The sequence below is a fragment of the Komagataeibacter xylinus genome, assembly GCF_031081985.1.
Taxonomy (GTDB): Bacteria; Pseudomonadota; Alphaproteobacteria; order Acetobacterales; family Acetobacteraceae; genus Komagataeibacter; species Komagataeibacter xylinus_E.
The window spans coordinates 168,565-192,604 of record NZ_JARWSK010000001.1; the positions used below are offsets into that span (position 1 = coordinate 168,565).

Consider the following 24,040-nt stretch of genomic DNA (forward strand, 5'->3'; position numbering starts at 1 on the left):
CGGGGGCTACTGATACCCCGCCGCCTGTAATTCAAACAGTTCCGCATAACGCCCGCCATGGGCCAGAAGCTGTTCATGCGTGCCTGCCTCCAGCACGCGCCCGTGTTCGAGCACCACGATGCGGTCTGCCGTGCGCACGGTGGAGAAACGGTGCGAGATGACCAGCGCCGCCTTGCCGCAGCGCAGGGCGCGCAGGCGCTCGAACACATCGGTCTCGGCCCGGGCATCAAGGGCTGAGGTCGGCTCATCAAGGATCAGCAGGTCGGCATCGCGCATGTAGGCGCGTGATATGGCGATTTTCTGCCACTCGCCACCTGACAGTTCGCGCCCCTTCGCCACACGCTTGCCCAGAGGCTGGTCAAGGCCCATGGGCAGCTTGGCCAGCACATCATCGGCCAGCCCCTCATGGGCGGCAGCGGTAATGCGCGCGGTGTCATCAAGCGCTTCGATGCGGCCCACGGCAATGTTTTCCGATGCGGTGAGGCTGTAGCGGATGAAATCCTGAAAGATCACGCCGATATGGGCGCGCAGGTCGGCAAGGTCCATGTCGCGCAGGTCAACACCATCAACCGTAATCCGCCCCTCATCGGGTTCGTAAAGCCGGGTGAGCAGCTTGACGATGGTGGTCTTGCCCGCACCGTTCTCGCCCACCAGCGCCACCGTCTCGCCCGCGCCGATATGCAGGTCGAGGCCGCGCAGGGCCCACCTGTCCGTGCCGGGGTAGCGGAAGCCCACGTTTTCGAAGCGGACGGCGTGGCGGATGGGCGAGGGGAAGGGTACTGTCACGGGCGGGGAGAGAATGGCCGGGCGCAGGTCGAGAAAAGTGAAGAAATCATCGAGATACTGCGCCTGGCTGGCGGTCTGCGTTACGCCCAGCAGCAGGCTCGACAGCAGCCCGTGCAGCCGCAGGAACGAGCCTGACAGAAAGGTCAGGTCACCCACCGAAAAGTGCCCGCGCACCGTATCCCACACAATCACGATATAGACGCCGTAATACGCCACCGAGCCGATGGCGGCGAACGCCCCGCTCCATGCAAACCGGCGCAGCGCCAGTTTGCGGTTCTGTTCCAGCACGGTTGCCGCAGCCGCGCTGAAGCGCCCGACCAGAAAGCCGCCAAGGCCAAACAGCTTGAGTTCTTTGGCATGTTCCGCGCTGGAGCCGACGTGGCGCAGATATTCCATCTCGCGGCGTTCGGCGGTCTTGGCGCGGATCAGGCGGTAGCCCTCGGCATTGAAATGCGCTTCCCCCGCGGCGGCGGGTGGCAGGGCGATGAGCAGCACCACCACCAGCCACGGTGCAAACGCCATGACACCCGCCGCCAGCACCAGCGCCGTGACCGTGGTCTGGGCAATGTTGAACAGTTGCACCAGCAGGTTGTTGCGCCCCGAGGCCTGGCGGCGCGCGCGCTCGAGCAGGTCCTGCAATGCGCTTGATTCGAACTGCTGCAGGTCGAGTGTTGCGGAATGTTCCATCAGCGCCAGGCTGACCGAATTGATGTAGCGCTCATTGAGCAGCCCATCGACCAGCGAGATGGCGCGTGATGTCAGGTCGGACAGGATGATGAGCGCGAATTCCAGCGCGATCCAGAGTTCCAGCCGCATTGCCGGGCCATGCAGCGCCCAGTCGGCCAGTGAGCCTGTGGGCATGGCATGGCCGCCAAGGTGAATGACCTCATCAACAATAAGCTTGCCCAGATACAGCGCCAGCGGCGGCTGTATGGCCTGCACCAGCCGCAGGCAGATGCTGGCCACCGTCAGCGCCGGGCTGCACCGCCATATCTGGCGGAACATGCGTGGCACATGGGCATACACACCAAAGCGCCGCCTGAGCCGCATGGACCACGGCCTGTGCAGCCGGGGCGAAGACGGGCGTGAGGGTTCGGTTTCAGCGTTCAATCAGTCTGTGCTCCCGATAAAAAGCTTTTTGAAAATAACTTGTTGTATAAAAAGGTTTTCGCACATCGTCTGTTTTTTTCAAAGCCGCGCGCCTTGCAAGACACCAGTCCGGTGAACGCCATGCAATTTACGCGCAGAGGCTCAATGGTGTTTATTTTTTATCCACGTATCCTGTTTAGGATTTGACCAATAATATTCCAGGAGACGTCAATATCTTCTACGTATAAATTATCGATCTCATCCTTTCCGCTCAGGAATGGGGGTATTTTATAGGAAACGCATTCATTGTATTTCAATGATAAACCAGTTGCTGTCTGCCATTCTGCGAAGAAACCTTCTGCCAGTGTAGCATCGCCATATCTTACCAGTTCGTCATTGTGGAATGAAATAATATCACCTTCAATATTGAATACATCGCCTGTTTCTGGTTCAAGCAGCAATATATGATCGCCTTTTTCTGGGTTTTCGGTTGCAAATGCCCTGCCGAGCCAATCATATCCAAAGCATATCATTGTTTTTTCGAAAGCGGGGAATGCCTCGCAAATGCGTTCTGACCATGTCTTTATGTCTTCCGGTTTTGCAATTCTGTACAAACCACCGTTAAACGAGTCTCCACCATATTTTTTAAACAGACGGCATAGACTTTCTGAAATATCTATAAGGAATGTATCGGTATTATTTTCTTTTTTGCATGAATTTTGATCTTTTTTGAACTTTTCATCAAAATGTTTGAACATAATCTCTCTCCTGTATGTTATATTCATCTAATTTGGTGCTGACATAAAGTCAGGAAAAGATTTTTTTTAACGAGCGACAAATTCTAACTGTAATATCCATTTAATGTTTTAGAGACGGTCTGAAAGGGCAGGTTTAAAGAAATTTTAAACTAACCTATTGATAAAAATGTGGATTCCCGGCTGCCGCCTGTTTCAAGGTGCGGCTTTGGGCACGGTTGCGTGGCCGAGCCAGCAGGAATCGGGCGGCAGGCTGCCCCGGAGCGGAAGAGTTCAGGGCTGCGTTTTCACGCAGGCAGCCTGCGCGTTATCTTCTTCATATTGATATGATAATATCTTGTTGAGGACAAAAAGCGATTGCGCGCTGAGTTGCGCATCATTGGACCACACGACGCCAATTTCCATGACAATGGTGTTGAGCAGGGTGCTGTCCTTTGGCGTGCCAGCTATTTTGGGCAGGTGTGCGGGTTGCAGCGATTGTGGCACGAGAGCCACCGCGCCACAGGCGGCCTGCATCTCGTTAAGGAGCACGGGGGTGCTTATTTCAATCAGCCGTTCAGGTGCGCGCAGCCCCCGGGCAACGAGAATGGAATCGAATTTGTCGCGCATGGCCATGCCCTGGTAGGGCACGATCCAGACTTCATCCACATACTGGTCCCAGTTGGCAAGAACATCGCTGAATTCCATGATGCCATCAGGGGTTACGATAATGGAGCGGTCATAGCCCAGCGGGTGGGTATTGAGCCGGAAGCGCGATTCAACGCCAAGCAGGTCAATGAAAATGAAATCGATGCGTTTGGTTTCAAGGTCCGTGATCAGGCGCGCGCGCATGCCATATTCGATTGTCAGCGTGAGGAATGGCTGCTCGCGTTTTATCTCTGCAAACAGGCGGGGGAGGATGGCCTCCATGATCGGGGCCTGGAACCCGATCCGCACGCTGCCGTAAAGCGTGCCCTTTATTTTTGAAAGATCATTGCTCAGAAGGCGCAGTTCCGTATCCATGCGCCGTGCGGTGGTGACGATGCGTTTCAGCACCGGTGTGGGCACGAGGCAGCCGCCATCGCGTTTGAACAGTTTCTCACCAAGGATTGATTCGATTTCGAGGCAGCTTTTCGAGACAGCCGCCGTGCTGATCCCGAGTTGTTCAGCCGCGCGGCGCATGCTGCGGGTGGTATCGAGCATTTCAAGCAAGCGAAAATGGCGGAATTTCAGGAGTCGCCCAAGTTGTACACTGCTGAGTGGTGGTTGTGACATAAAGACCAGGCCTCTTTTGCGTCAACCATGTGGTTGACAGCCTATAACATCATTTCGCTTTCCCAACACCTTTATCTCGTGAAACTTATATATCGGACATGAAACGATTTGTGGAGATGAAGGCCCTGTCTGCCTGAGGTGCCGGTTGCGCCCGAGTTTGCCACATGCCTGCACGATGTCTGTAACGCCTGCGAGGTAAAATCATATCATGAAAAATGCCGATGCCATCTGGAGCTTCGTTGATCGCCATGCCGCGCCGCTGATCCGGCTCAGTGATTCCGTATGGGAGGTGCCTGAACTGAATTATGGGGAGTTCAAGTCCTGCGCCCTGCACACGAAAGCGCTGGAAGATGAAGGATTTCGCGTAACGCGCAACGTGGGTGGCCTGCCCACCGCCGTCATGGGCGAAGCGGGGGAGGGGGGGCCTGTCATTGCGTTTCTGGGCGAATATGATGCCCTGCCAAACCTGAGCAATGCAGCGGGCGTGATGGAGCACGAGCCCCTGCCCGGTAACGGCAATGGCCATGCCTGCGGGCATAACCTGCTCGGCTCGGCCGCGCTGCTTGCGGCTACGGCTGTCAAGAACTGGCTGGCCGAAACCGGACAGCCCGGCCGCGTGCGGTATTATGGCTGCCCGGCGGAAGAAGGCGGCGCGGGCAAGAGCTTCATGGTGCGCGCGGGCGTGTTTGATGATGTGGATGCCGCCGTGTCATGGCACCCAACATGCTTTGCCGGCGTGTTTCCGCCCACCTCGCTGGCCAATATCCGCATGGATTTCACTTTCCACGGCAAGGCGGCGCATGCGGCGGCGGCGCCGTTTCTGGGGCGCTCGGCCCTTGATGCAGCGGAATTGCTGAATGTGGGCGTCAACTACCTGCGCGAACACATGCTGCCTACATCGCGCATTCACTATGCCTATCTTGATGCGGGAGGCACGGCGCCCAATGTCGTGCAGTCGAAGACGGTGATCCGCTATACGGTGCGCGCGCTGGAACTGGGCGACATGCTCGAACTCGCCGAGCGGGTGCGCAAGGTTGCCCGTGGCGCGGCCATGATGACCGAGACGACGGTTGAAGAGCAGATTGTCAGCAGCATGGCCAACCTGCTGACCTGTCCCCCGCTCGAGCAGGCCATGCAGGCCAATCTCGAACGCCTCGGCCCCCCGATTTTTGATAATGCGGATCGTGCCTTCGCCCGCGAAATGCAAAAAACCTTTCCGCCAGGCGACATCATTTCCGCTTTCCGCCATGTGGGCCTGCAACCCAGGCCTGACACGCCGTTGTGTGATTTCATCCTGCCGTTTTCCGACACGCGTGCCTCGATCGGGTCAACCGATGTGGGCGATGTCAGTTGGACCGTGCCAACCGTGCAGGCATTTGGCGCGACCTGCGCCATCGGCACGCAACTGCATTCGTGGCAGATGACCGCGCAGGGCAAGTCGTCGGTGGCGCATAAGGGCATGGTGCATGTGGCCAAGGTCATGGCCGCCACGGCGGTTGACCTGCTGAGCGATGAGGCGCTGCTGCTGCGGGCCAAGAAGGATCATGCCGACCGCCTGGCGGTTACGCCTTATGTCAGTTCCATTCCGCCTGAGGTCGGGCCTGCCCTGCAAGAGCCTGAAGCGGCCTGATGTGCCACTGCGGCACCCGTAGCGAAAGGAAATGATGATGACAGTGCTGGGCGAAATTACACACGATAGATCGTTTCTTGAAGCATTCCGCCGCAATATTCACGCGCACTCCGAACTCGGGCTTGAGGAGCATCGTACATCCGAGGCGGTTGCCAGCGCGCTTGAGTCTCTTGGAATCGAGGTGCATCGCGGCATTGGCCGCACCGGGGTGGTGGGCGTGCTTCGCGCGGGCAATGGCGCGGGCACGATCGGCCTGCGTGCCGAGCCGCCACCATTGCCGAAGCCTTTGGCGCCACGGCGGTCATGCAGCCTAGGATATATTTCGCGCCTTTATACAATAACCCTGAAAAATCGATCTTTGCGGCGGATGCGGCCGAAATGGTCATGGGGGCGGGAAAGGTGGCGCGCATAACCACCCCGGTCATGGGGTCTGAAGATTTCAGCTTCATGCTCGAACGCGTGCCGGGCGCGTACCTGCGGGTGGGGAATGGAGAGAGCGCGCCCCTGCATAACCCGTCCTATGACTTCAATGATGCTTCCATTCCCTATGGAGCGGCCATTCTGGCCAGCCTTGTGGAGCGGACACTACCGGTGGGATATGGGGGCTGAACGTAATAAATATCATGCAAGGCGTACAGGGCTGGATTTGCCTGTTGTGCTTTTTTTGCCATAAGACCCTAAAATATAAAATCAGGCTTAAAACTTTATTGATTTCGATTTAAGAATATTTTTATACTGAATTACTGTATATTACTTCTATTATCTCTGTATACCGAATTTGTTCAAAGTAATTTTTCATGTATATTTATGGTTCCATAGAAACTGGTAATTTCCATCAGAAACAAAATGAAAGGGAATATATTCAGTCGATAATTGTAAAATACAGTTACGAGAAGCAACGCTGAATTGATGGGTATTCAAACATCTCATTAAGGAAATGGTGATGAAAACTGGTATACCGTACAAAGAAACTGGGGGCAGGGGTATATTCCGTTCCCGGTATAGGATGCGTGTGGTTTCCGCTTTGTTGCTGGGCACTTCCTTGTGGTCAACATCTCATGCCCAGACAGTCACCGCAGGCAAAATGCAAAAACGCGGGCCTGTGCATCATGGCGCGCCAATATCGACACAGAATACGCCCGCCACGCCACAAAAACCGCCGCCTCCGCCCAAACCGGAAGCGATATCGGTTGTCCAGGCGCGTTCACCCTTCAAATTCGTCACTGCACAGCATCAGGCTGATTCAGCCACGCATCTCACTCCCGACCTGATCCGCCAGAAAGGCGTGGTCGGCATTACCGACCTGCAGAACCTCGCCCCCAACGTCACGATCCAGAGTGAAAATGGCGGCGCGACCACGAACTTCTACATTCGTGGCGTCGGCATGCAGGATCTGACACAGAATAACACCCAGTCCGTCATGACCTATGTCGATGATGTGGTCTATCCACTTTCGACAATGGCATCGGGCATGATGTTTGATCTCGCGGGTGTCGATATCAATCCCGGTCCGGTCGGCACCGAGCATGGCCAGGCGGATACGGGCGGCGAGGTCATGATCCGCACGGCTGACCCGACCAGTACGTGGCATGGCGGCGTGATGGAAGATATTGCCAGCTACGCGCGCAGCCGGACCGACATGTTCATTTCCGGCCCCATTACCAAAAACCTCTCCTTCCGCCTTGCAGCGCAGACCATGCATGGCGGCGGATGGCAGACAAACCCCTATACTAACCAGCGCCTGGGCGATGCCGATGAAGGCGCGATCAGGGGCAAGATCAAATGGACGCCAGACGACAAGACTACCGTCATGATCACGGGCCACTGGATGCAGGATGACTCGGAGGTGGTAACGGGGCGCCCGGCCATTGACAGCCTTTATGGCCACGCAGACCGGGACCTGCTGGGCAATGGCATGCCTTACAAAGAGGCGGAATGGGACATACGCCCCCAGTTTGCGAAGATGATCGGGCGCAGTGCCAGCCTACAGCCCAGCGAACATAATACCATGTGGGGGGCGGATGTTAAATTCACGCGCAATCTCGGTTTTGCGGAATTCAAGAGCATCAGCGCCTATGAAACCGAGCGCGAGGGTGAATACACCGATGCCGACGCCACGGCGCTTGGCTCAGGCGACACGTATCGCAACATCACGGCCAATTCCTTCTCGCAGGAAGTGCAACTGCGCAACATCAAGCGTGACTCCCGTTTCCAGTGGCTGGTGGGCATGCATTACAACCGGGTCCGCTCCGAGCAGCAGATGTGGTTTGACTTTACCGATTACGTGCCCAAGCGCGGTTACATATCACTGACAAGTTTTGGGCAGAACCAACAGACATTTGATCAGTTTGCCCATCTTTCCTACCGTTTTCCCCATCATGTCACGCTGTTTGGCGGGATCAACCACGAGGCCGATGACCGGCAACTCGTGCATCTTGCCACTACGCATTTTGCAAGCGGTACCATCTACCAGCCCACCACGCAGAAAGAAATTTTCCAGAATTCGGGTTCGGCCACCAACCAGTTTTCAGGCGTGATTGGTGTGCAGTGGCAGGCCACAAAAGACTTCATGGCGTATTTCAAGATCAGCAAGGGCTTCAAGCCCGGTGGCTTTACGGCCAACAATACGGTTGTCCAGGCCCAGCTCGAACCCATGAAGCCTGAAACGGTTCTGGATTATGAAGTCGGTTTCAAGGCGGATCTGATTCCCAACCGTTTTCGCCTCAATGCATCGGCTTTTTATTACGATTATCATGACCAGCAGATTCTCGGTTATTACGTGGTGCCAAGCTACGGCCCGCTTGGCCGCTACATCAACGTGCCCAAATCCCAGATCTGGGGCATTGAATTCACGGCGCAGATCCATCCGTTCAAAAATGTGTATGTTACGCAGAACCTAGGTTACGAACGGGGTGAATACCAGAAGTTCCAGAGCGTCAACCTGAGCGCAACCAATGCCCAATATGCCTCGACGGGGGCATGGTCGCCAGTTTACATGAGCTATAACAACACGGATTCAGGTATTCCGAAACTTACGCTCAATGGCACGGCAGATTACCGCCGCAAGGCGTTTGGAAACCGTTATACCTGGGAAGTGGGTGTTGACTGGATGTATCGTGGGCAGCAGGCCATGATTCCTGGTGGCCTGAATACTTATGGTTATCATCTGCCAGCCTATTTCCTGCTGGGGGCGCATGCGACCTTCAAGCCCACCAAGGGGCCGTGGACGGTGTCTGTCTATGCGACCAATCTGCTCAATCGCGATTACTACACAACGGGCGGCATGGCGACGACCACCTATTTCTGGATTCCGGGCACGCCGCGTTTTGTCGGTGGCCGCTTTGGCTTCCAGTACTGAAAAACAGGTTTAACCACCATCAAGACAGGCCGCACGATATTTTATGAAACAATACACGCCGACTGAAGTAAAAAATAACAATGACCCTGCCTTGCACGTCGAACGGGCAAGGCAGGGATTACAGGATTGAGTTATCTGGCAGGCAGCCCCTGCTCGGTGATTTCAGCCAGAATGGAAGCGCCGTAAACCAGGGCTTCATCATTGAAGTTGTATTCCGGGTGATGCAGCATCTGGCTTGCGCCATTGCCAAGGCACATATAGGCCCCCGGCACCTTGTGCAGCATATAGCTGAAATCTTCTGATGCCATGACCGGTTCCATATCGCATTTCACGTTGCTGGCGCCGCAAATACTGCTTGCAGCCCGGATCATCATATCGGTGCTGGCAGGATCATTGACGGTAGGCAGGAACTCGACCGGATAAGAAATCTCGATCGTGGCGCCAAAAGCATTGGCAATGCCTGTTGCGATGTCCTTCATGCGCTCGCGGATCAGATGTAGCACCTCTGTGTCGAGGCAGCGCAACGTGCCGCTGATGGTAACGGAATCCGGTATAACGTTTGAGGCATGCCCTCCTTCAATGCGGGTTGCGCTGATGATGGCTTCCTTTGATGCGGGAATATTGCGTGAAACAACGGATTGCAGCGCGGTAATGATGTGGCAGGCCGTCAGCATCGGATCGATGGAACTTTCGGGGCGGGCGGCATGAGAGCCCTTGCCTTTGACCAGAATTTCAAAAAAACCGCCTCCCGCCATGACAGGCCCGGTATTGATGGCGCATTTTCCCACGTCCAGGCCGGGCCAGTTATGCATGCCAAAAATATGATCGCAGGGAAAATCCTCGAACAGGCCATCACGTATCATGGCGCTCGCGCCCCCGCGCCCTTCTTCCGCAGGTTGGAAAATGAAGTTGACAGTGCCATCAAACTGCCGGGTTTCCGCCAGGTAGCGCGCAGCGCCGAGCAGCATGGTCGTGTGCCCGTCATGCTCGCAGGCATGCATTCGGCCTGCGTTCTGGCTTTTGTAGGGAACAGCGCCCAGTTCATCCATCGCCAGGGCATCCATGTCTGCCCGCAGGCCAATGGAGGCAGGCGAGGCGCCATTTTTCAGCACGCCCACAACGCCGGTGCCGCCAATGCCCCGATGCACGGCAATACCCCATTTTTGCAACAGGCCGGCAACAATATCGGACGTGCGGAATTCCTCCATGCCAATTTCAGGGTGGGCATGGAAATCATGACGGATATCCATTAGGTCTTTTCGGTAGGTACCGATTTTTTCGAGAGGGGTCATTCGTTCCTGGCCTGTTTTATTTATACTGAAAGCAAGCATGAATCATTCGACATGATTGCACACGGAAAAGTAAAGTATTTCACATATGTTATAGGCAAGCAATGAGTTTGCCCTGCATGTCTGTGAAGGCAGCCATTGAAAAATTTAAATGCACTCTGTTTTAGGGCATTCAGTGCAGGCTTCCTGTTGTTTTCAGGCAACAGACACGGTCAGAGGATCAAAAAAACATTATGTGTCCGCCCGGATGATATTCATAACGATAAAAGAATGAGATAAATAATCTATAAACAGGATAAATCATTATTTTCCGGAACAGACGTCGCGTGCCATCATATTGCGTGCGCAAGATCCAGGGGAGCCGCCGTTTTGCAGGGTCAGTCGAGGAAAATTCATAATCTCGTTGCAGCAACAATCGGAAATACGCTGGAGTTCTATGATTTCACGGTTTATGCTGCGTTCTCTACCATCATATCGCAGGTTTACTTCCCCGTAGGCAATCCCGGGCTGGCGCTGCTTCTGTCCACCATCATTTTTGGCATCGGCTTTCTCTCCCGTCCGATCGGGGCGGTCGTGATGGGCGCATTTGCCGACCAGTACGGGCGCAAGCGGGCCATGACGCTGACCATCTGGCTCATGGCGCTGGGCAGCCTCATGATTGGCGTGCTGCCGGGCTATGCCACCATTGGCCTGACCGCGCCAATCCTGCTGACGGTGGCGCGCCTCATACAGGGTTTTTCCACTGGCGGCGAAATGGGCAGCACCACGGCATTCCTTGTCGAATCCTCAGCGCAGGAACGCATTGGTCTTGCGGCAAGCTGGCAGATTGCCACCCAGCATGTCGGCACGATCATTTCCGGCGTCTGTGGCATTGCGCTGGGGCTGACCATGTCATCGGCGCAGATTGCGGGCTGGGGGTGGCGCCTGCCTTTCATCTTCGGGGCCATCATCGCGCCTGTCGGGTTCTGGATACGCCGCAACGTGGATGAAACGCTTCAGCCTGGCCAGACCTTGCGCAGCATGGGGGCCACCATCCGGCATATCTTCACACACATGCCCGGGCGGATCTGCCTTTGCGTCCTGCTTACGGCGGGGGCGACCATTTCACAGTATTTTTTCCTTTACGGCACTATTTTTGCCATCCACGATCTTCACTTTCCGGCCACTTTTGCAATATCGATCAATATCGCCCTTGGCCTGGTCGGTGTTCCGGCCGCGCTGCTGGGGGGGTATTTGAGTGATCATTACAATCCCTATGGCATCACGCTCTTGGCACGATTGGTCCTGTGCATTCTGTTCTTTCCGGCCTTCATGTTCCTGCTGGCCTATCCGTCGCCTTTTGTGTTTACCGTTGTGCTGATGGCGCTCATGACGCTGCATGCCCTGGCAAGCGGGGCCAGCCTGCGCGTGTTGCCTGATCTGTTTCCCATGAGCGTGCGCACGCTTGGCACCGGCCTGTCCTATTCGCTCGGCGTCACCATTTTTGGCGGCACGGCGCAGCCCATATTCACGCTGCTGATCTCCAAAACCGGCAATAACCTGTCATGGATATACTTTGTCGTGGGCATGCTGCTCGTTTCCTCGCTGTCTCTCGTGTTCCTGTGGCGCATGCCTGCCACACAGGAAGATGGACATGAACGTGTGGGGCATGAAGTGTCATGACCCGATGGGATGGCCTGTATTGGTCTCATCATGATTTTACGTAACAATTTGACGTTCTGCGCCAGTAAACCATACGGGATAAAATCATGACATCCTTGCTCGACGAAATAAAATCATGGGTTGAAATTGAAAGCCCGACCAGTAATCGTGCTGCCGTCAACCGCATGATGGACCTGGCGCAGGATACCGCGCGGCGGGCGGGATTGGGCCATGAGCGATTTGCCGGCACGCAGGGCTATGGGGACCACGTTCTTGTCTTTGCCCCCGATGATGATCGCACCCGGCCCGGCATCCTTCTGCTGAGCCATCTGGATACGGTGCATCCCCTTGGCACCCTCAGCCATAAGCTGCCCTGCCGTGTTGAAGGCGACCAGGCTTTTGGTCCCGGTATTTATGACATGAAAAGCGGCGCGCTCATGGCGCTTGCGGCATGGCGCGAACTGATTGCCGAAGGAAGCACGCCCCCCTTGCCGATCCGGCAGCTTTTTGTGTCGGATGAGGAAATCGGCAGCACGTCCTCACGCGGCCTTATCGAAACTCTTGGCCGCAAGGCACGCTATGTTCTGGTTACGGAACCCGCCCGCCCTGGTGGCGAGGTGGTGACAGGGCGCAAGGGCACGGCCCGTTTCAGCCTGCATGTGGCCGGTAGGCCAGCGCATTCGGGCACGCATCATGCCCAGGGCCGCAGTGCGGTCAAAGAGCTGGCGCGGCAGATTCTCGATCTGGAAGCCGTGACCGATCCGGCACGTGGCATTACGGTTAATGTCGGCATCATTCATGGCGGAACGGGCGCCAACGTGGTGCCGGGAGAAGCCACGGCGGAGATTGACATGCGCATGCCCGACAATGCTACGGGCATGCCCGTTGTCGAGCGCATACTGGCGTGTCGGGCCTATGACCCCGATGTTACGGTTACGGTAACGGGGGGCATCAACCGGCCCGGCTACGGCAAGGATGCGGGTGTTTCGGCTCTGTTCAACCATGCAGCGCATCTTGCCGCGGAGCTGGGCATCGACCTGCGTGATGTGTCATCCGGTGGCGGCAGCGACGGCAATTTTACCGCAGCACTCGGTGTGCCAACGCTGGATGGATTGGGGCCGGTTGGCGCAGGGGCGCATACGTTGCATGAACATATACAGATTTCCTCAATCCAGCCCCGCAAGCAACTCCTGCGCCGACTGCTTGAAACGCTGCGCTAGAAGCGTCCGTAAAGCTTTACTCTGAAACCGGTTTTTCGTGCTGTACCGCAGGGCCTGATTCCGCCTGCCCATTCCCGTCAGCATCAGCGCTTGCGGGCAGGGGCAGGCCTATATGGTGCGTGCCCCTGCTTCTGGCCAGCTTGATCTGGCGTTCGCGTTCGGCATAGCGCTGGCGCTGCGCCCCGGTGCGGTCCGTCGTGCAATGCGGGCAGCACACGCCTTCCTCATAGTCGGGCGACTGGCGGTCCATAGCACTGAGCGGCGTGCGGCAGGCGTGGCATATGTCGAACGTGCCCGGTGCAAGCCCGTGGCCTACGCTTACGCGCTGGTCAAACACAAAGCATTCGCCCTCCCACAGGCTCTGGGCCTCGGGCACGGTTTCAAGGTATTTCAGGATGCCGCCCTGCAGGTGAAACACGTCCTCCACCCCTTCGGCGCGGACAAAGGCAGTGGCTTTCTCGCAGCGGATGCCGCCGGTGCAGAACATCGCGATTTTGGGTGTGCGGCCTTCATGCTCCAGCGCGGCCCTGCGTTCGCGGAACCATTGCGGAAATTCGCGGAAGGTTTTCGTGCCCGGATCAATCGCGCCGCGAAAGGTGCCAATCGCCACCTCGTAATCATTGCGGGTGTCGATCACGATGGTATCGGGATCGGCAATCAGGGCGTTCCACTCCTCGGGTGGCACGTAATGGCCCACGTCGCGTCGCGGGTCGAGGCCGTCAATGCCCATGGTCACGATCTCGCGCTTGATGCGCACCTTCATGCGGTGAAACGGCAGCGCAGGCGCACGCGAGAACTTGACCTCAAGCCCGGCGCAGCCGGGCAGGGCGCGGATGATGGCCAGTATGGCGTCAATCGCCGTATCCGTTCCGGCAATGGTGCCATTGATCCCTTCATGCGCCACCAGCAATATGCCGCGTATGCCCAGTTCGTGGCAGGCGGCAAGCAGTTGCTCGCGCACGGCGGCAACATCCGCAAACGGGGTGAAATGATAAAGCGCCGCGACACGGATGGGCAGATCCGCCTGCGGCGCGGAAGATGCGGAAGAAAGGGATGGATCTGTCACACTGGCAACCCTGTGTTAAAAACGGCCACATGCAGGCATGCGGATACATGGCGCCATGATATAACCGAACCCCGGCCTGAATGCACCCTCCGCGCGATGGTGAGCGGGCGCATGGCAGGCGGCCCTGTGCCGGGTCAGGATGAGGAAGCATGACGGACGATCTGACACGGAATATCTTCTACCGGCATGATGACTGGGAGCATTTCCTGCTGGAAATGGTCTCGGGGAGAGATTTTTCCGATATCAGCACGTTTGTCGATCAGGTCTATCCGCCGGGCGCTGCCGGGGATTTTGACCTGCTCCTTTACAATGGCCGGAAGCTGGCCCTGCGGGGTGCAGCCCTCATTGCGTTCGAAAAGGATGGATGCATCGTCTTCCCGTCTTCCGGCATTGAGGTCCGGGCGCATGTCGCGCCGATGCGGACCCTGATTGTCCACCATATAACCTACATGCAGGCCATCAGGGCAGCATGGATGGGCTTTACGCAGGAGATGGCGCATGTCCGCGCAGCCACCTGCAAGGCCGTGCGCGGCGTGGATGCCGGTCTGCACGTATGCTTTGACAGCCAGTATAATGCTTACGTGCTCAAGGGGCCGCATGTCATCGCAACGGCAAATATCATCAATGACAGGGAAATTCCGTTTGTGGCTGACATGGTCAGGGAGAACCTGAAAGCAGGCCTTGTCCTGCCCGTTGACGTGCCGGAAGATGACGCCTCCGTGCCGCCACCGCTGCGGCAGTTTCACTTCCCGCGTGATGCAGCCTTCATCGATGCCTACAGCATTGCACCGCAAACACAGGTTGGCCCGGATGAAATTCCCTTCTGAACAGAAGGCCCTTTACGTCCGCGCGGAAATGGGGGACGACCGGAGCAGGCCGCAAGGCCCATCAGATTGTTCCTCTTGCGCCATGTGGGGCATGCCATGACCGTAACCCTTTACCATAACCGTGCCTGTGGCACGTCACGCAACGTGCTTGCCCTGATCCGCGCCGCCGGGATCGAGCCGGTCGTGGTGGAATACCTCAGGACACCGCCCACGCGGGCCGAACTCGATGTGCTGGCCAGCAGGCTGGTCGTGCCGGTGCGCGACCTGCTGCGCGAACGCGGTACGCCCTATGCCGAACTCGGGCTGGATAATCCCGCGCTGGACGATGGGCAGATCCTTGACGCCATCGCCGCCCATCCCATCCTGCTCAACCGCCCCGTGGTCATGACCGACACGCAGGCCCGACCGTGCCGCCCGAAGGAGACTTTGTTCGAGATCCTGCCACAGGCCCGCCCGGCTTCAGCCTGAAATCACGCCTGGTTTTTGCGGCGCAGGGCGTGGACCAGCACGAAAAACACTGTCGTGCCCAGGCTGGCCAGCGCGGTCATGCGCTGCGACGGGTTGAGCAGCATCGCCCCGAAAATGACCAGCACGCCCCCCAGCGTTGCCATGTTGATGACGGGAAACAACGGCAGCCGGAAATATGCCTGCCGCATGGCGGGCGTGGCCGCGCGGCGGGTGACCACATAGGCCGTGACGATGAGTGAATAGACCAGCAGGATCACGCCCCCGCTGCAACTGAGCAGGAAGGAGAACACCGTGTCCGGCGCGAGGATGGAGGAAAATGCCACCACGCCCCCGGCCAGTGAATTGGCCATGATGGCATTGACCGGCGTGTTCTGGCTGTTGCGGCGTTGCAGCAGGGCAGGCGCATCGCCATGGCGGGAGAGTTCGGCCAGAATGCGCGAGGTGATGTAAAGGCTTGAGTTCATGCACGACAGCACCGCCGTCAGCACCACCACCCGCATGCACGCAGCCGCCCCCGGAATGCCCATGACCTGCATGGCCGCCACGAAGGGCGAATGGCCCGGCTCGATGGTCCACCACGGCACGATCATCAGGATCAGCGCGATGGACAGGCTGTAGAACAGCATGATGCGCGTGCCGAGGCTGCGGGTTACATACGCCACGTTCTTGGCCGGTTCAGCGGATTCACCGGCGGCTACGGTCGCGATTTCCGAGCCGATCATGGTGAACAGAAGGGTGGGGATGATGGCCAGCACCCCCATCGCGCCATGGGGAAAAATCCCGCCATGACCCGTTACATTATGCACGACCGGCACGCCGGGACCAAAAACATGCGCCACGTACAGGCCACCCGCCACCACAAAGGCCACGATGCTGGCCACCTTGATGAGCGAGAGCCAGAACTCGCATTCGCCAAAAATATGCACCGCCATGCGGTTGACCAGATTCAGCGCCACGATCAGCGCCGTGGCCAGCACCCACACCGGCAGCCTGATCCAGTCATGCAGCAGGATCGCGCCTGCAATCGCCTCGCTGCCCAGCGCCACCAGCCAGAAGAACCAGTACAGCCACCCGGTGGTAAATGCAGCGCCATTGCCATGCGCCGCGCGGATATATTCCACGAACGATCCCTTGCCGGGGCTGGCAACAACCATCTCCCCCAACATGCGCATGACGAGCATGACCAGCATGCCCACCGCGACAAAGCCAAGCAGCACCGCAGGCCCCACCGCCGCAATGGCAGCACTGCTGCCCACGAACAGCCCGGCCCCGATGGCGCCGCCCAGCGCAATCATGATGATGTGGCGCTGCCTGAGCACGGAGGCAGGCCGGGCGGGGCAGGGGGGCGTGACTTCAGTCATGGCGCCGGCCATCGTGCCCGTACCATGCATGCAACGGGCCGCTCGCCCACGGGGAAAAACCGGCCCCGGCCGGGCGGGCCCATGTCAATGCCGGACAGCCATGGTGCTGCCCGCGCCTCTGTAATCGTTTCACTTTCATCCCGACCATTAGGACAGGAAGCCACACCGTCTGTAAAGGGGAGCGGGGTCGGGGCATGAAGTCATAACACGCTGGTTTTGCAGCACAACGGCAGGGCGGCTGTGCCGTGCTACCCTGCGGCATGGTCCGCTGAACCAGCCCGGTAGCCAGTGTGCGCGGGGTGGTCTACACGCTATGGTCATGAAGACGTCACGATCCGTTACCATGATCGTCAACCCCACCGCAGGGCGGCGGCGTTCAGGCCATGCCACCCGTCTTGCCGCAGCCCTGCGCCGCGCGGGTGTTGCGGTGCAGGTTGCCCATACGCGCGACCGGGGTCATGCCACCGAACTGGCACGCCACGCGGTGCGCCACGGCGGGTGCAGCCATGTCGTGGCCATTGGCGGCGATGGTACCGTAGCCGAAGTGGCACGCGGGCTTGCGGGGTCGGATGTGGTGCTTGCGGTGCTGCCCGCTGGCACGGCCAACGTGCTGGCGCGTGAACTCGACCTGCCGTTTGATGAAGGCCTGCTGGCGCGCGGCATCATTGCGGGTACGAGCATGACCGTGTGGCCCGGCGTGCTGCATACGGCGCAGGGCGCATCGCTTTTCGTGCAGATGGCGGGGGTGGGGTTTGATGCCCATGTGGTCCAGACCGTCTCGCCACGGCTGAAAAAGGCGGTGGGCCGCGCGGCCTATGTGGTGTCCGTGCTGCGGGCGCTGTGGCGCTACCGCTACCCCGCGCTGCGCGTGGAGGTGGATGGCGTTGTGCATGAAGCTTCATCGGCCATCATCTCCAAAGGTGCGCTGTATGCGGGCCAGCATGTGCTCGCACCCGTTTCCATGCAGGCGGAGAAGGCGTTCTCCGTCGTGCTGTTTGGCAGCGCCGGGCCGTGGGCGACCCTGCGCTACGGGCTGGCCCTGCTGCGCGGCACGCTGCCCCGCCAGAAGGATGTGACGGTGCTGCGGGCCACCACCGTCGCCATCCCCGCCCCCACCGGGCTACCCGTGCAGAGCGATGGCGACGCGCATGGCCAGACCGCCATACGCGCGGAGATCAGTGACCAGCCCATCCGCGTCGCCATTTGTCCGCGCGCGGCAAGATAGGAAAATCCCTCCCCAAACCGGGCCATGGCGTGATAGGTTTCCGCCCGCCATGACAACCCATATGATGATCGAGCTGATCGCTGTCCTGACGGCCGTGCGGGGGGATGTTCCCCAGGTCATGACCATCGACCACGGGCGGCAGTTGCCTTCCGGCCCGCTGGAAAGCACGCATCGCTCGCTGCAGGCGGGCGTCAGGGCATGGGTCGAGCGCCAGACCGGCCACCCCATCGGGCATGTCGAGCAACTCTACACCTTTGCCGATCATGATCGCATCCTTGCCACCACGCAGGGGCGGATGATCGCCATCTCCTATCTCGCCCTCACGCGCAGCCACGCGGGCGAGACGGGGTGGCGCGACTGGTACGACTACTTCCCGTGGGAGAACTGCAAGAGCGACGAGGGCCGCGCCAGCCTGGCCCTGATCGAGCGCCTGCTGTGCCATTGGGTTGCGGGCATGGGCCATGCGGCCGAGCGCGTGCGGCAGTGGCAGCGCTGTGTCAGCCTGTTCGCCATTGGCGACATGGTGGCCTGGAATGACGAACTGGTGCTCCAGCGCTATGAACTGCTGTATGAGGCGGGACTGGTGGCCGAGGCAGGCTGCCCGCCCGATCGCGCCGTGCCGGGGCAGTCCATGCACCATGACCACCGTCGCATTCTGGCAACGGCCATGGCGCGGTTGCGTGCAAGAATACGTTATCGTCCGGTCGTGTTTGAACTGATGCCGGAGGCTTTCACCCTGCTTCAGCTCCAGCGCGTGATGGAAAGCCTGTCGGGCGTGCATGTGCACAAGCAGAATTTCCGCCGCCTGATCATGCAGCAGCAACTGGTTGAAGAAACGGGCGAAATCGAGGAACGTACCGGCGGCCGTCCGGCCCGCCTGTTCCGCTTCTGTGGCGAGGTGCGGCAGGCGCGGCAGTTCGTTGGCACCAAGATTCCGCTGGTGCAGCCCTGAGCGGGCAAAGCACACCTCACGAAAATCCTGATTGACAAGCGGGCTGTTTCCCTCTGGAAGTGTGGGGCCGGTCCCTGCGGCCTGACTTATACTCAATATGAGCATAAATGGCATGCGGGAATGGGAAGGGAGAACAGGCATGAACCAGATTGCGCCACGTGGCAAAACGGACGGGCTGTATGACCGGGTGCGTCATCTGGTCCCCGAAATGGAATGGGAGACCTTTGTCGAGGATATCCGCGCGATCGAGACCCTCAAGCGCGAGCGCAACGCCGTCATTCTGGCGCATAACTACCAGACGCCGGAAATCTTCCATTGCGTGTCCGACATCCGTGGCGACAGCCTCGCCCTTGCGCGTGAGGCGCAGAATACGGATGCCGACGTGATCGTGATGGCGGGCGTGCATTTCATGGCCGAGACCGCCAAGATGCTCAACCCGCACAGCACCGTGCTGATCCCTGACCTCAAGGCAGGCTGCTCGCTGGCCGATTCCATCACGGGGGCCGATGTGCGCCTCCTGCGCCAGCGCTACCCCGGCGTGCCGGTCGTGACCTATGTGAACACCTCCGCCGAGGTGAAGGCCGAGAGCGATATCTGCTGCACCTCGGGCAACGCGAAGCGCGTGGTGGAGAGCCTGGGCACGGACCGGGTCATCATGATCCCCGATGAATACCTTGCCCGCAACATCGAGGCCGAGACCGGCATCAAGATGATCACCTGGGCGGGCCACTGCGAGGTGCATGAGCGCTTTACGCCCGGCGAGATCGAGCGCATGCGCGCCGACCATCCCGGCCTCGTGGTGCTCGCCCACCCCGAATGCCCGCCCGAGGTCGTGGCGGTATCGGATTTCAGCGGTTCCACCGCCATGATGGATGATTACGTGCGCGACCATAAGGGCGGCCGCATCCTGCTCGTGACCGAGTGCTCCATGAGCGACAACCTGGCCGTGCGCTACCCGCAGACCGAGTTCATCCGCCCGTGCAACATGTGCCCGCACATGAAGCGCATCACGCTGGCCAATATCCGCCAGTCGCTCGAAAACATGACGCATGAGGTCACGCTCGACCCGGCAATGGCCAGCCGTGGCCGTCGTGCCGTCGAGCGCATGCTGGCGATATGACCGCCCGCCCGGCCCTGCCGTCACTCGTGGGGCAGCCGCTCATCGTGGGGGCGGGGCTGGCGGGGGTCATGACCGCGCTCTCCACTAAGCGGCCCTGCGTGCTGCTATGCGCGGGCCGGCTGGATGAAATACGCCCCCCCCACGCCGCAAGCTGGCTGGCGCAGGGTGGCCTGGCTGCCGCCGTGGGCGCGGATGACACCCCCGCCCTGCACGCGGCCGACACGTTGGCGGCAGGGGCGGGGCTATGCGACCCCGAAATCGTGACGCGGGTGACCGATGATGGCCCCGCCGTAGTCGAGCGCCTTGCAGCCCTCGGCGTGGCATGGGACCGCAACCCCGATGGCAGCCTGCAACGCGGGCTTGAGGCCGCGCATGCGCGCCGCCGCATCGTGCATGCGGGCGAGGACGCGACGGGGGCCGCCATCATGCGCGCGCTCGCCGCCCGCGTGCGGCGCACCCCGCGCATTACGGTCATCGAGCATGCCCATGCGCGTGATCTGGTGCTGCATGATGGCGCGGTAGCGGGGCTGCAGGCCGTCATTGCAGGCGCGCAGGTGACCATGCCCGCCACCGCCATCGTGCTGGCCACGGGCGGCGTGGGCGGCCTGTTTGCCGATACCACCAACCCGGCAGGGGCCACGGGCGGCGGGCTTGCCATTGCCGCGCGCGCGGGCGCCGTGCTGGGCAACATGGAATTCGTGCAGTTTCACCCCACCGCGCTTTCCGCCGGGGAGGATGGGCAGCGCCTGTGCCTTGTCAGCGAGGCCGTGCGGGGCGAGGGCGCCACGCTGGTTGATGAAACCGGCGCCCGCTTTACTGAGGAACTTGCCACGCGTGATGCCGTATCGCGTGCGGTGTGGCGGCACATGATGGCGGGGCACACGGTCTATCTTGATGCCCGCAAGGCCATTGGCGCTGCCTTCACGCAGCATTTTCCCGCCATTTCGGCGCTGTGCGCGGCGCATGGCATTGATCCGCTCACGCAGCCCATCCCCGTGCGGCCCGCAGCACACTACCATATGGGCGGCGTGGTGGTTGACCATGCCGGGCGCACCGACGTGCCGGGCCTGTGGGCTGCGGGCGAGGTCGCCTGCACCGGCCTGCACGGGGCCAACCGCCTGGCCAGCAATTCCCTGCTTGAAGCCGTGTCGTTCGGCACATGGATCGGGCAGGCGCTTGATGGCCATGACCGCCCGGTCCGGCCCGTGGCCAGCGTGAAGGCCGATGCGCCCGCCTGGGCGCCCCCGCCGGTAGGCATGCGGCGGCTCATGAGCCGGTATGCCGGTGTCATCCGCAGCGGGGCGGAGCTTGAGGCCGGGCTGGCGCAGGTGCTGGCCCAGCCTGAAAGCGATGCCCGGCTGGTCTGTGCCGCCATCATGCATGCCGCCCTGATGCGCACGGAAAGCCGGGGCGGGCATTTTCGCAGCGATTATCCGCACGCAGCGCCCACGGCCCATGCCTCGCGGCTGACACTGGCAGATATTGCCCGCCTGAGCGCGCAGATGAACACGCCCCTGGCCACTACGCCCCCATGAAGGAAAGAAACGCCCCCATGCTCCATCCCTTGCCCGACATCATGCTCGAACCCCTCGTGCGCGCGGGCCTGCTCGAAGATCTGGGCCGCGCGGGCGATCTCACCACCGATGCCGTGATCGGGGAGGGCGATACGATTGTCCGCGCCGCCTTCGTGGCGCGGCAGGACGGCGTGATCGCGGGGCTGGACATGGCGCGCCTGTCCTTTGCCCTGATGGACCGGCGCATTACGTTTACCCCAAAGCTGCGCGATGGCGGCAGGGTCGGGCCGGGTGACGTGCTGGCCACGGTGGAAGGCCCGGCGCGCGGCATCCTGTCGGGCGAGCGGGTGGGGCTGAACTTCCTGTCGCATCTCAGCGGCATCGCCACGGCCACGGCTGCGGTGGCTGACCTTGTGCGGCCTTACCGCGCCCGCATCACCTGCACGCGCAAGACCATGCCCGGCCTGCGCGCCATCCAGAAATACGCCGTGCGGGCAGGGGGCGGCAGCAACCACCGCTTTGGCCTTGATGATGCGATCCTGATCAAGGACAACCACCTCGCCTTTGCCGGTGGCGTCAGGCCGGCGGTCGAACGCGCGCGGGCGGCGGCGGGCCATCTGGTGCGCATCGAACTTGAGGTGGACACGCTGGATCAGTTGCGTGAAGGGCTTGAGGTTGGCGGCGTGGATGTATTCCTGCTCGACAACATGCCGCCCGATACGCTGCGCGAAGCCGTGAAACTGGTGGATGGCCGCGCCATAACCGAGGCCTCGGGCGGGATTACGCCCGATACGGTCACCGCCGTGGCACAGGCCGGGGTGGATCTGATCTCGCTGGGATGGCTCACGCATACCGTGCGCGTCATGGATATCGGGCTGGATTACCAGCCCTGATCCTGTAGGAAGGAAGGGGTTTGTAACATAAGGAAACAACCATGGCCCGTCTTTCCGCCCGATATTCGCACCGCCTTGCAGCCTTTGCGGTTGCAGGCGGCCTGATGGCCGCAGGCTTGGCCCATGCCCAGCCCGACATGCAGCAGCGCATGCAACGTGAGCAGCAGGACGCGCAGATACATATGCAGCGCGACCAGCAGCGCCAGCAGATGGACCAGCAGTTCCGCCAGCAGCAGATGCAGCTTGACCAGCAGCGCGAGCAGATGCGCATGCAGCGTGAGCAGCAGCGCCAGCAGATGGATCAGCAGTTCCGCCAGCAGGACATGCAGCTTGACCAGCAGGCCCGGCAGATGGGCAACCAGCCCGGCGGGCGTGAACAGATCGAGCGCCAGCGCGAGCAGATCCGCCAGCAGCGTGAACAGCAGGGCCAGCAGATGGACCAGCAGTTCCGCCAGCAGGAGGAACAGCTTGGCCAGCAGCGCCAGCAGATGCAACAGCAACAGCAGCAGCAGATGCAGCAGTTCGGTCAGGGATGGGGCCGATAAGCACCGCCCGGGCCGTGGCGTAGGGTCGGGTCTTTATCGCGGCACTTCGCCCGCGCTTTTACCCAAGGGCGAAGATGTCGCGCATGTCCATGTTCGCCGCAATCTCCCATACCCGCACGGTCAATGCGGTGGGCAGGGACTGCGCCAGCCGCGCCAGCCCCACTTCCGGGGTTGCACATGGCCCCAGCGGGCGCACCTGCAGGCGGCCATGCCCCGTATGGGTGGGCAGGGCCGCAACAGGCAGGATGCTGGCCAGCCGCCCGGCCAGCAACTCGGCATACAGCACTTCGAGCGAGTTGGTTTCCATGACAATGGCAGGCGTTACGCCCGCCCCGCGAAAGGCCGCATCCACAATCTGCCGGGTGCGCATTTCCGTGCTGAGCAGGCACAGAGGCAGGTCGGCCAGCGTGTGCCACTCGCGCCGCCCTGCGGGCAGCACGAACGGCTCGGCGGCCACGAGCACATGCTGCTCGGTATAGAGCGGCAGGGCTTCAAAGGGGCCATCGGCGGGGATCTGGTCAAGATAGACCAGCCCCAGGTCAAGCTGCTGCTGGCGCAGGCGGTGGATGGTATCGGCGCATGAGCCAAGGCGCACCTGCAGGTGCAGGCCGGGAATGGCGGTGCGGAAGCTTTCCAGCAGTACGGGTGATGCCTGGAGCGCTGGCGGCATGACGCCAATCGACAGCGAGCCGCCTGCCACCGCCTGCGCGAAGGCGGCTTCCTGCCGCAGGCCATCAAGGGCTGCCAGTGTCTGGCGTGCCCAGTCGAGCACGCGCTGCCCCTCATCGGTCAGGCCATTGAAGCGGCGGGTGCGGCGAATGATGGTAATGCCCAGTTCGGTCTCGAGCTGGCGTATGGCCGAGGAGAGCGCAGGCTGCGACACGCCGCAGCTTTCCGCCGCGCGGGAGAAATGCCGGTAGCGATCAAGCGCTATGAGATAGGTCAACTGCCGCAGAAACACGCCACATCCATCCTGATAAAAACGGCCTCATACCTATCTGACAATGGCATGGCGCACCACTGCCCGCGTTCATGCGCCCTGTGCAC

Annotated in this window: 20 protein-coding genes; 13 read left to right on the plus strand and 7 right to left on the minus strand. The window is 60.3% G+C overall.

Annotated features, from left to right (window positions below):
• Positions 1 to 6 precede the first annotated feature (6 nt).
• From QEG70_RS00785 to QEG70_RS00795, 3 genes are all read right to left on the minus strand, one after another.
• Positions 7 to 1,896 (minus strand): ATP-binding cassette domain-containing protein, encoded by a 1,890-nt coding sequence (locus QEG70_RS00785; protein ID WP_475704678.1) that lies wholly within the window; start codon positions 1,894 to 1,896, stop codon positions 7 to 9.
• Between the two features lie 158 nt (positions 1,897 to 2,054).
• Positions 2,055 to 2,660, minus strand: coding sequence for a hypothetical protein (locus QEG70_RS00790; protein WP_308718887.1), 606 nt, complete (start codon positions 2,658 to 2,660; stop codon positions 2,055 to 2,057).
• Positions 2,661 to 2,903: 243 nt separating this feature from the next.
• Positions 2,904 to 3,884: a LysR family transcriptional regulator gene (locus QEG70_RS00795; RefSeq protein WP_308718888.1), complete on the minus strand. Its 981-nt coding sequence runs from the start codon at positions 3,882 to 3,884 to the stop codon at positions 2,904 to 2,906.
• A gap of 208 nt (positions 3,885 to 4,092) precedes the next feature.
• Between QEG70_RS00795 and QEG70_RS00800 the strand changes: the two genes are divergently transcribed.
• From QEG70_RS00800 to QEG70_RS00810, 3 genes are all read left to right on the plus strand, one after another.
• A complete protein-coding gene (locus QEG70_RS00800; protein WP_308718889.1) occupies positions 4,093 to 5,514 on the plus strand; it encodes a M20 family metallopeptidase in 1,422 nt (473 codons plus the stop codon).
• A gap of 303 nt (positions 5,515 to 5,817) precedes the next feature.
• Positions 5,818 to 6,123, plus strand: a complete 306-nt coding sequence (locus tag QEG70_RS00805) for a M20/M25/M40 family metallo-hydrolase (RefSeq protein ID WP_308718890.1) — start codon at positions 5,818 to 5,820, stop codon at positions 6,121 to 6,123.
• Positions 6,124 to 6,598: 475 nt separating this feature from the next.
• The gene (locus tag QEG70_RS00810; RefSeq protein ID WP_308718891.1) at positions 6,599 to 8,872 is read left to right on the plus strand and encodes a TonB-dependent receptor; all 2,274 of its coding nucleotides are present in this window, start codon (positions 6,599 to 6,601) and stop codon (positions 8,870 to 8,872) included.
• Between the two features lie 131 nt (positions 8,873 to 9,003).
• On the opposite strand, the gene QEG70_RS00815 is transcribed toward QEG70_RS00810, so the two are convergent.
• Complete coding sequence (locus QEG70_RS00815; RefSeq protein WP_308718892.1) at positions 9,004 to 10,164, minus strand: M20 aminoacylase family protein; 1,161 nt, start codon at positions 10,162 to 10,164, stop codon at positions 9,004 to 9,006.
• A 366-nt stretch (positions 10,165 to 10,530) separates the two neighbouring features.
• On the opposite strand from QEG70_RS00815, the gene QEG70_RS00820 reads away from it, so the two are divergent.
• Together QEG70_RS00820 and QEG70_RS00825 are read left to right on the plus strand one after the other, a co-directional pair.
• Positions 10,531 to 11,823: an MFS transporter gene (locus tag QEG70_RS00820; protein ID WP_308718893.1), complete on the plus strand. Its 1,293-nt coding sequence runs from the start codon at positions 10,531 to 10,533 to the stop codon at positions 11,821 to 11,823.
• Positions 11,824 to 11,909: 86 nt separating this feature from the next.
• Complete coding sequence (locus QEG70_RS00825) at positions 11,910 to 13,022, plus strand: M20 family metallopeptidase (RefSeq protein ID WP_308718894.1); 1,113 nt, start codon at positions 11,910 to 11,912, stop codon at positions 13,020 to 13,022.
• Between the two features lie 16 nt (positions 13,023 to 13,038).
• On the opposite strand, the gene trhO is transcribed toward QEG70_RS00825, so the two are convergent.
• A complete protein-coding gene (trhO, locus tag QEG70_RS00830; protein WP_308718895.1) occupies positions 13,039 to 14,088 on the minus strand; it encodes an oxygen-dependent tRNA uridine(34) hydroxylase TrhO in 1,050 nt (349 codons plus the stop codon).
• A gap of 149 nt (positions 14,089 to 14,237) precedes the next feature.
• Between trhO and QEG70_RS00835 the strand changes: the two genes are divergently transcribed.
• Both QEG70_RS00835 and arsC read left to right on the plus strand, forming a co-directional pair.
• A complete protein-coding gene (locus QEG70_RS00835; protein ID WP_308718896.1) occupies positions 14,238 to 14,915 on the plus strand; it encodes a hypothetical protein in 678 nt (225 codons plus the stop codon).
• 96 nt (positions 14,916 to 15,011) lie between these two features.
• Entirely contained in the window at positions 15,012 to 15,383 is a 372-nt protein-coding gene (arsC, locus tag QEG70_RS00840; protein WP_308718897.1) for an arsenate reductase (glutaredoxin), read from the plus strand.
• Between the two features lie 2 nt (positions 15,384 to 15,385).
• Here the strand turns inward: arsC and QEG70_RS00845 are convergent, their stop codons facing one another.
• On the minus strand, positions 15,386 to 16,744 hold the full coding sequence (locus tag QEG70_RS00845; protein ID WP_308718898.1) for an amino acid permease: 1,359 nt from the start codon (positions 16,742 to 16,744) through the stop codon (positions 15,386 to 15,388).
• 319 nt (positions 16,745 to 17,063) lie between these two features.
• On the opposite strand from QEG70_RS00845, the gene QEG70_RS00850 reads away from it, so the two are divergent.
• The 6 genes from QEG70_RS00850 (at position 17,064) to QEG70_RS00875 (ending at position 22,993) form a co-directional block, all read left to right on the plus strand.
• Positions 17,064 to 17,969, plus strand: a complete 906-nt coding sequence (locus tag QEG70_RS00850) for a diacylglycerol/lipid kinase family protein (RefSeq protein WP_308718899.1) — start codon at positions 17,064 to 17,066, stop codon at positions 17,967 to 17,969.
• Between the two features lie 61 nt (positions 17,970 to 18,030).
• Positions 18,031 to 18,921 (plus strand): NUDIX hydrolase, encoded by an 891-nt coding sequence (locus QEG70_RS00855; protein ID WP_308719421.1) that lies wholly within the window; start codon positions 18,031 to 18,033, stop codon positions 18,919 to 18,921.
• 139 nt (positions 18,922 to 19,060) lie between these two features.
• The gene (gene nadA, locus QEG70_RS00860) at positions 19,061 to 20,041 is read left to right on the plus strand and encodes a quinolinate synthase NadA (protein ID WP_308718900.1); all 981 of its coding nucleotides are present in this window, start codon (positions 19,061 to 19,063) and stop codon (positions 20,039 to 20,041) included.
• Positions 20,038 to 21,576: an L-aspartate oxidase gene (locus QEG70_RS00865; RefSeq protein ID WP_308718901.1), complete on the plus strand. Its 1,539-nt coding sequence runs from the start codon at positions 20,038 to 20,040 to the stop codon at positions 21,574 to 21,576. The genes nadA and QEG70_RS00865 overlap by 4 nt, the downstream gene beginning before the upstream one ends.
• A gap of 17 nt (positions 21,577 to 21,593) precedes the next feature.
• Positions 21,594 to 22,448 carry a carboxylating nicotinate-nucleotide diphosphorylase gene (nadC, locus tag QEG70_RS00870; protein WP_308718902.1) on the plus strand — a complete coding sequence of 285 codons (855 nt, stop codon included), beginning with the start codon at positions 21,594 to 21,596 and terminating at the stop codon, positions 22,446 to 22,448.
• 41 nt (positions 22,449 to 22,489) lie between these two features.
• Positions 22,490 to 22,993, plus strand: a complete 504-nt coding sequence (locus tag QEG70_RS00875) for a hypothetical protein (protein WP_308718903.1) — start codon at positions 22,490 to 22,492, stop codon at positions 22,991 to 22,993.
• Between the two features lie 58 nt (positions 22,994 to 23,051).
• Here the strand turns inward: QEG70_RS00875 and QEG70_RS00880 are convergent, their stop codons facing one another.
• On the minus strand, positions 23,052 to 23,954 hold the full coding sequence (locus QEG70_RS00880) for a LysR family transcriptional regulator (protein WP_308718904.1): 903 nt from the start codon (positions 23,952 to 23,954) through the stop codon (positions 23,052 to 23,054).
• Between the last annotated feature and the right edge of the window lie 86 nt (positions 23,955 to 24,040).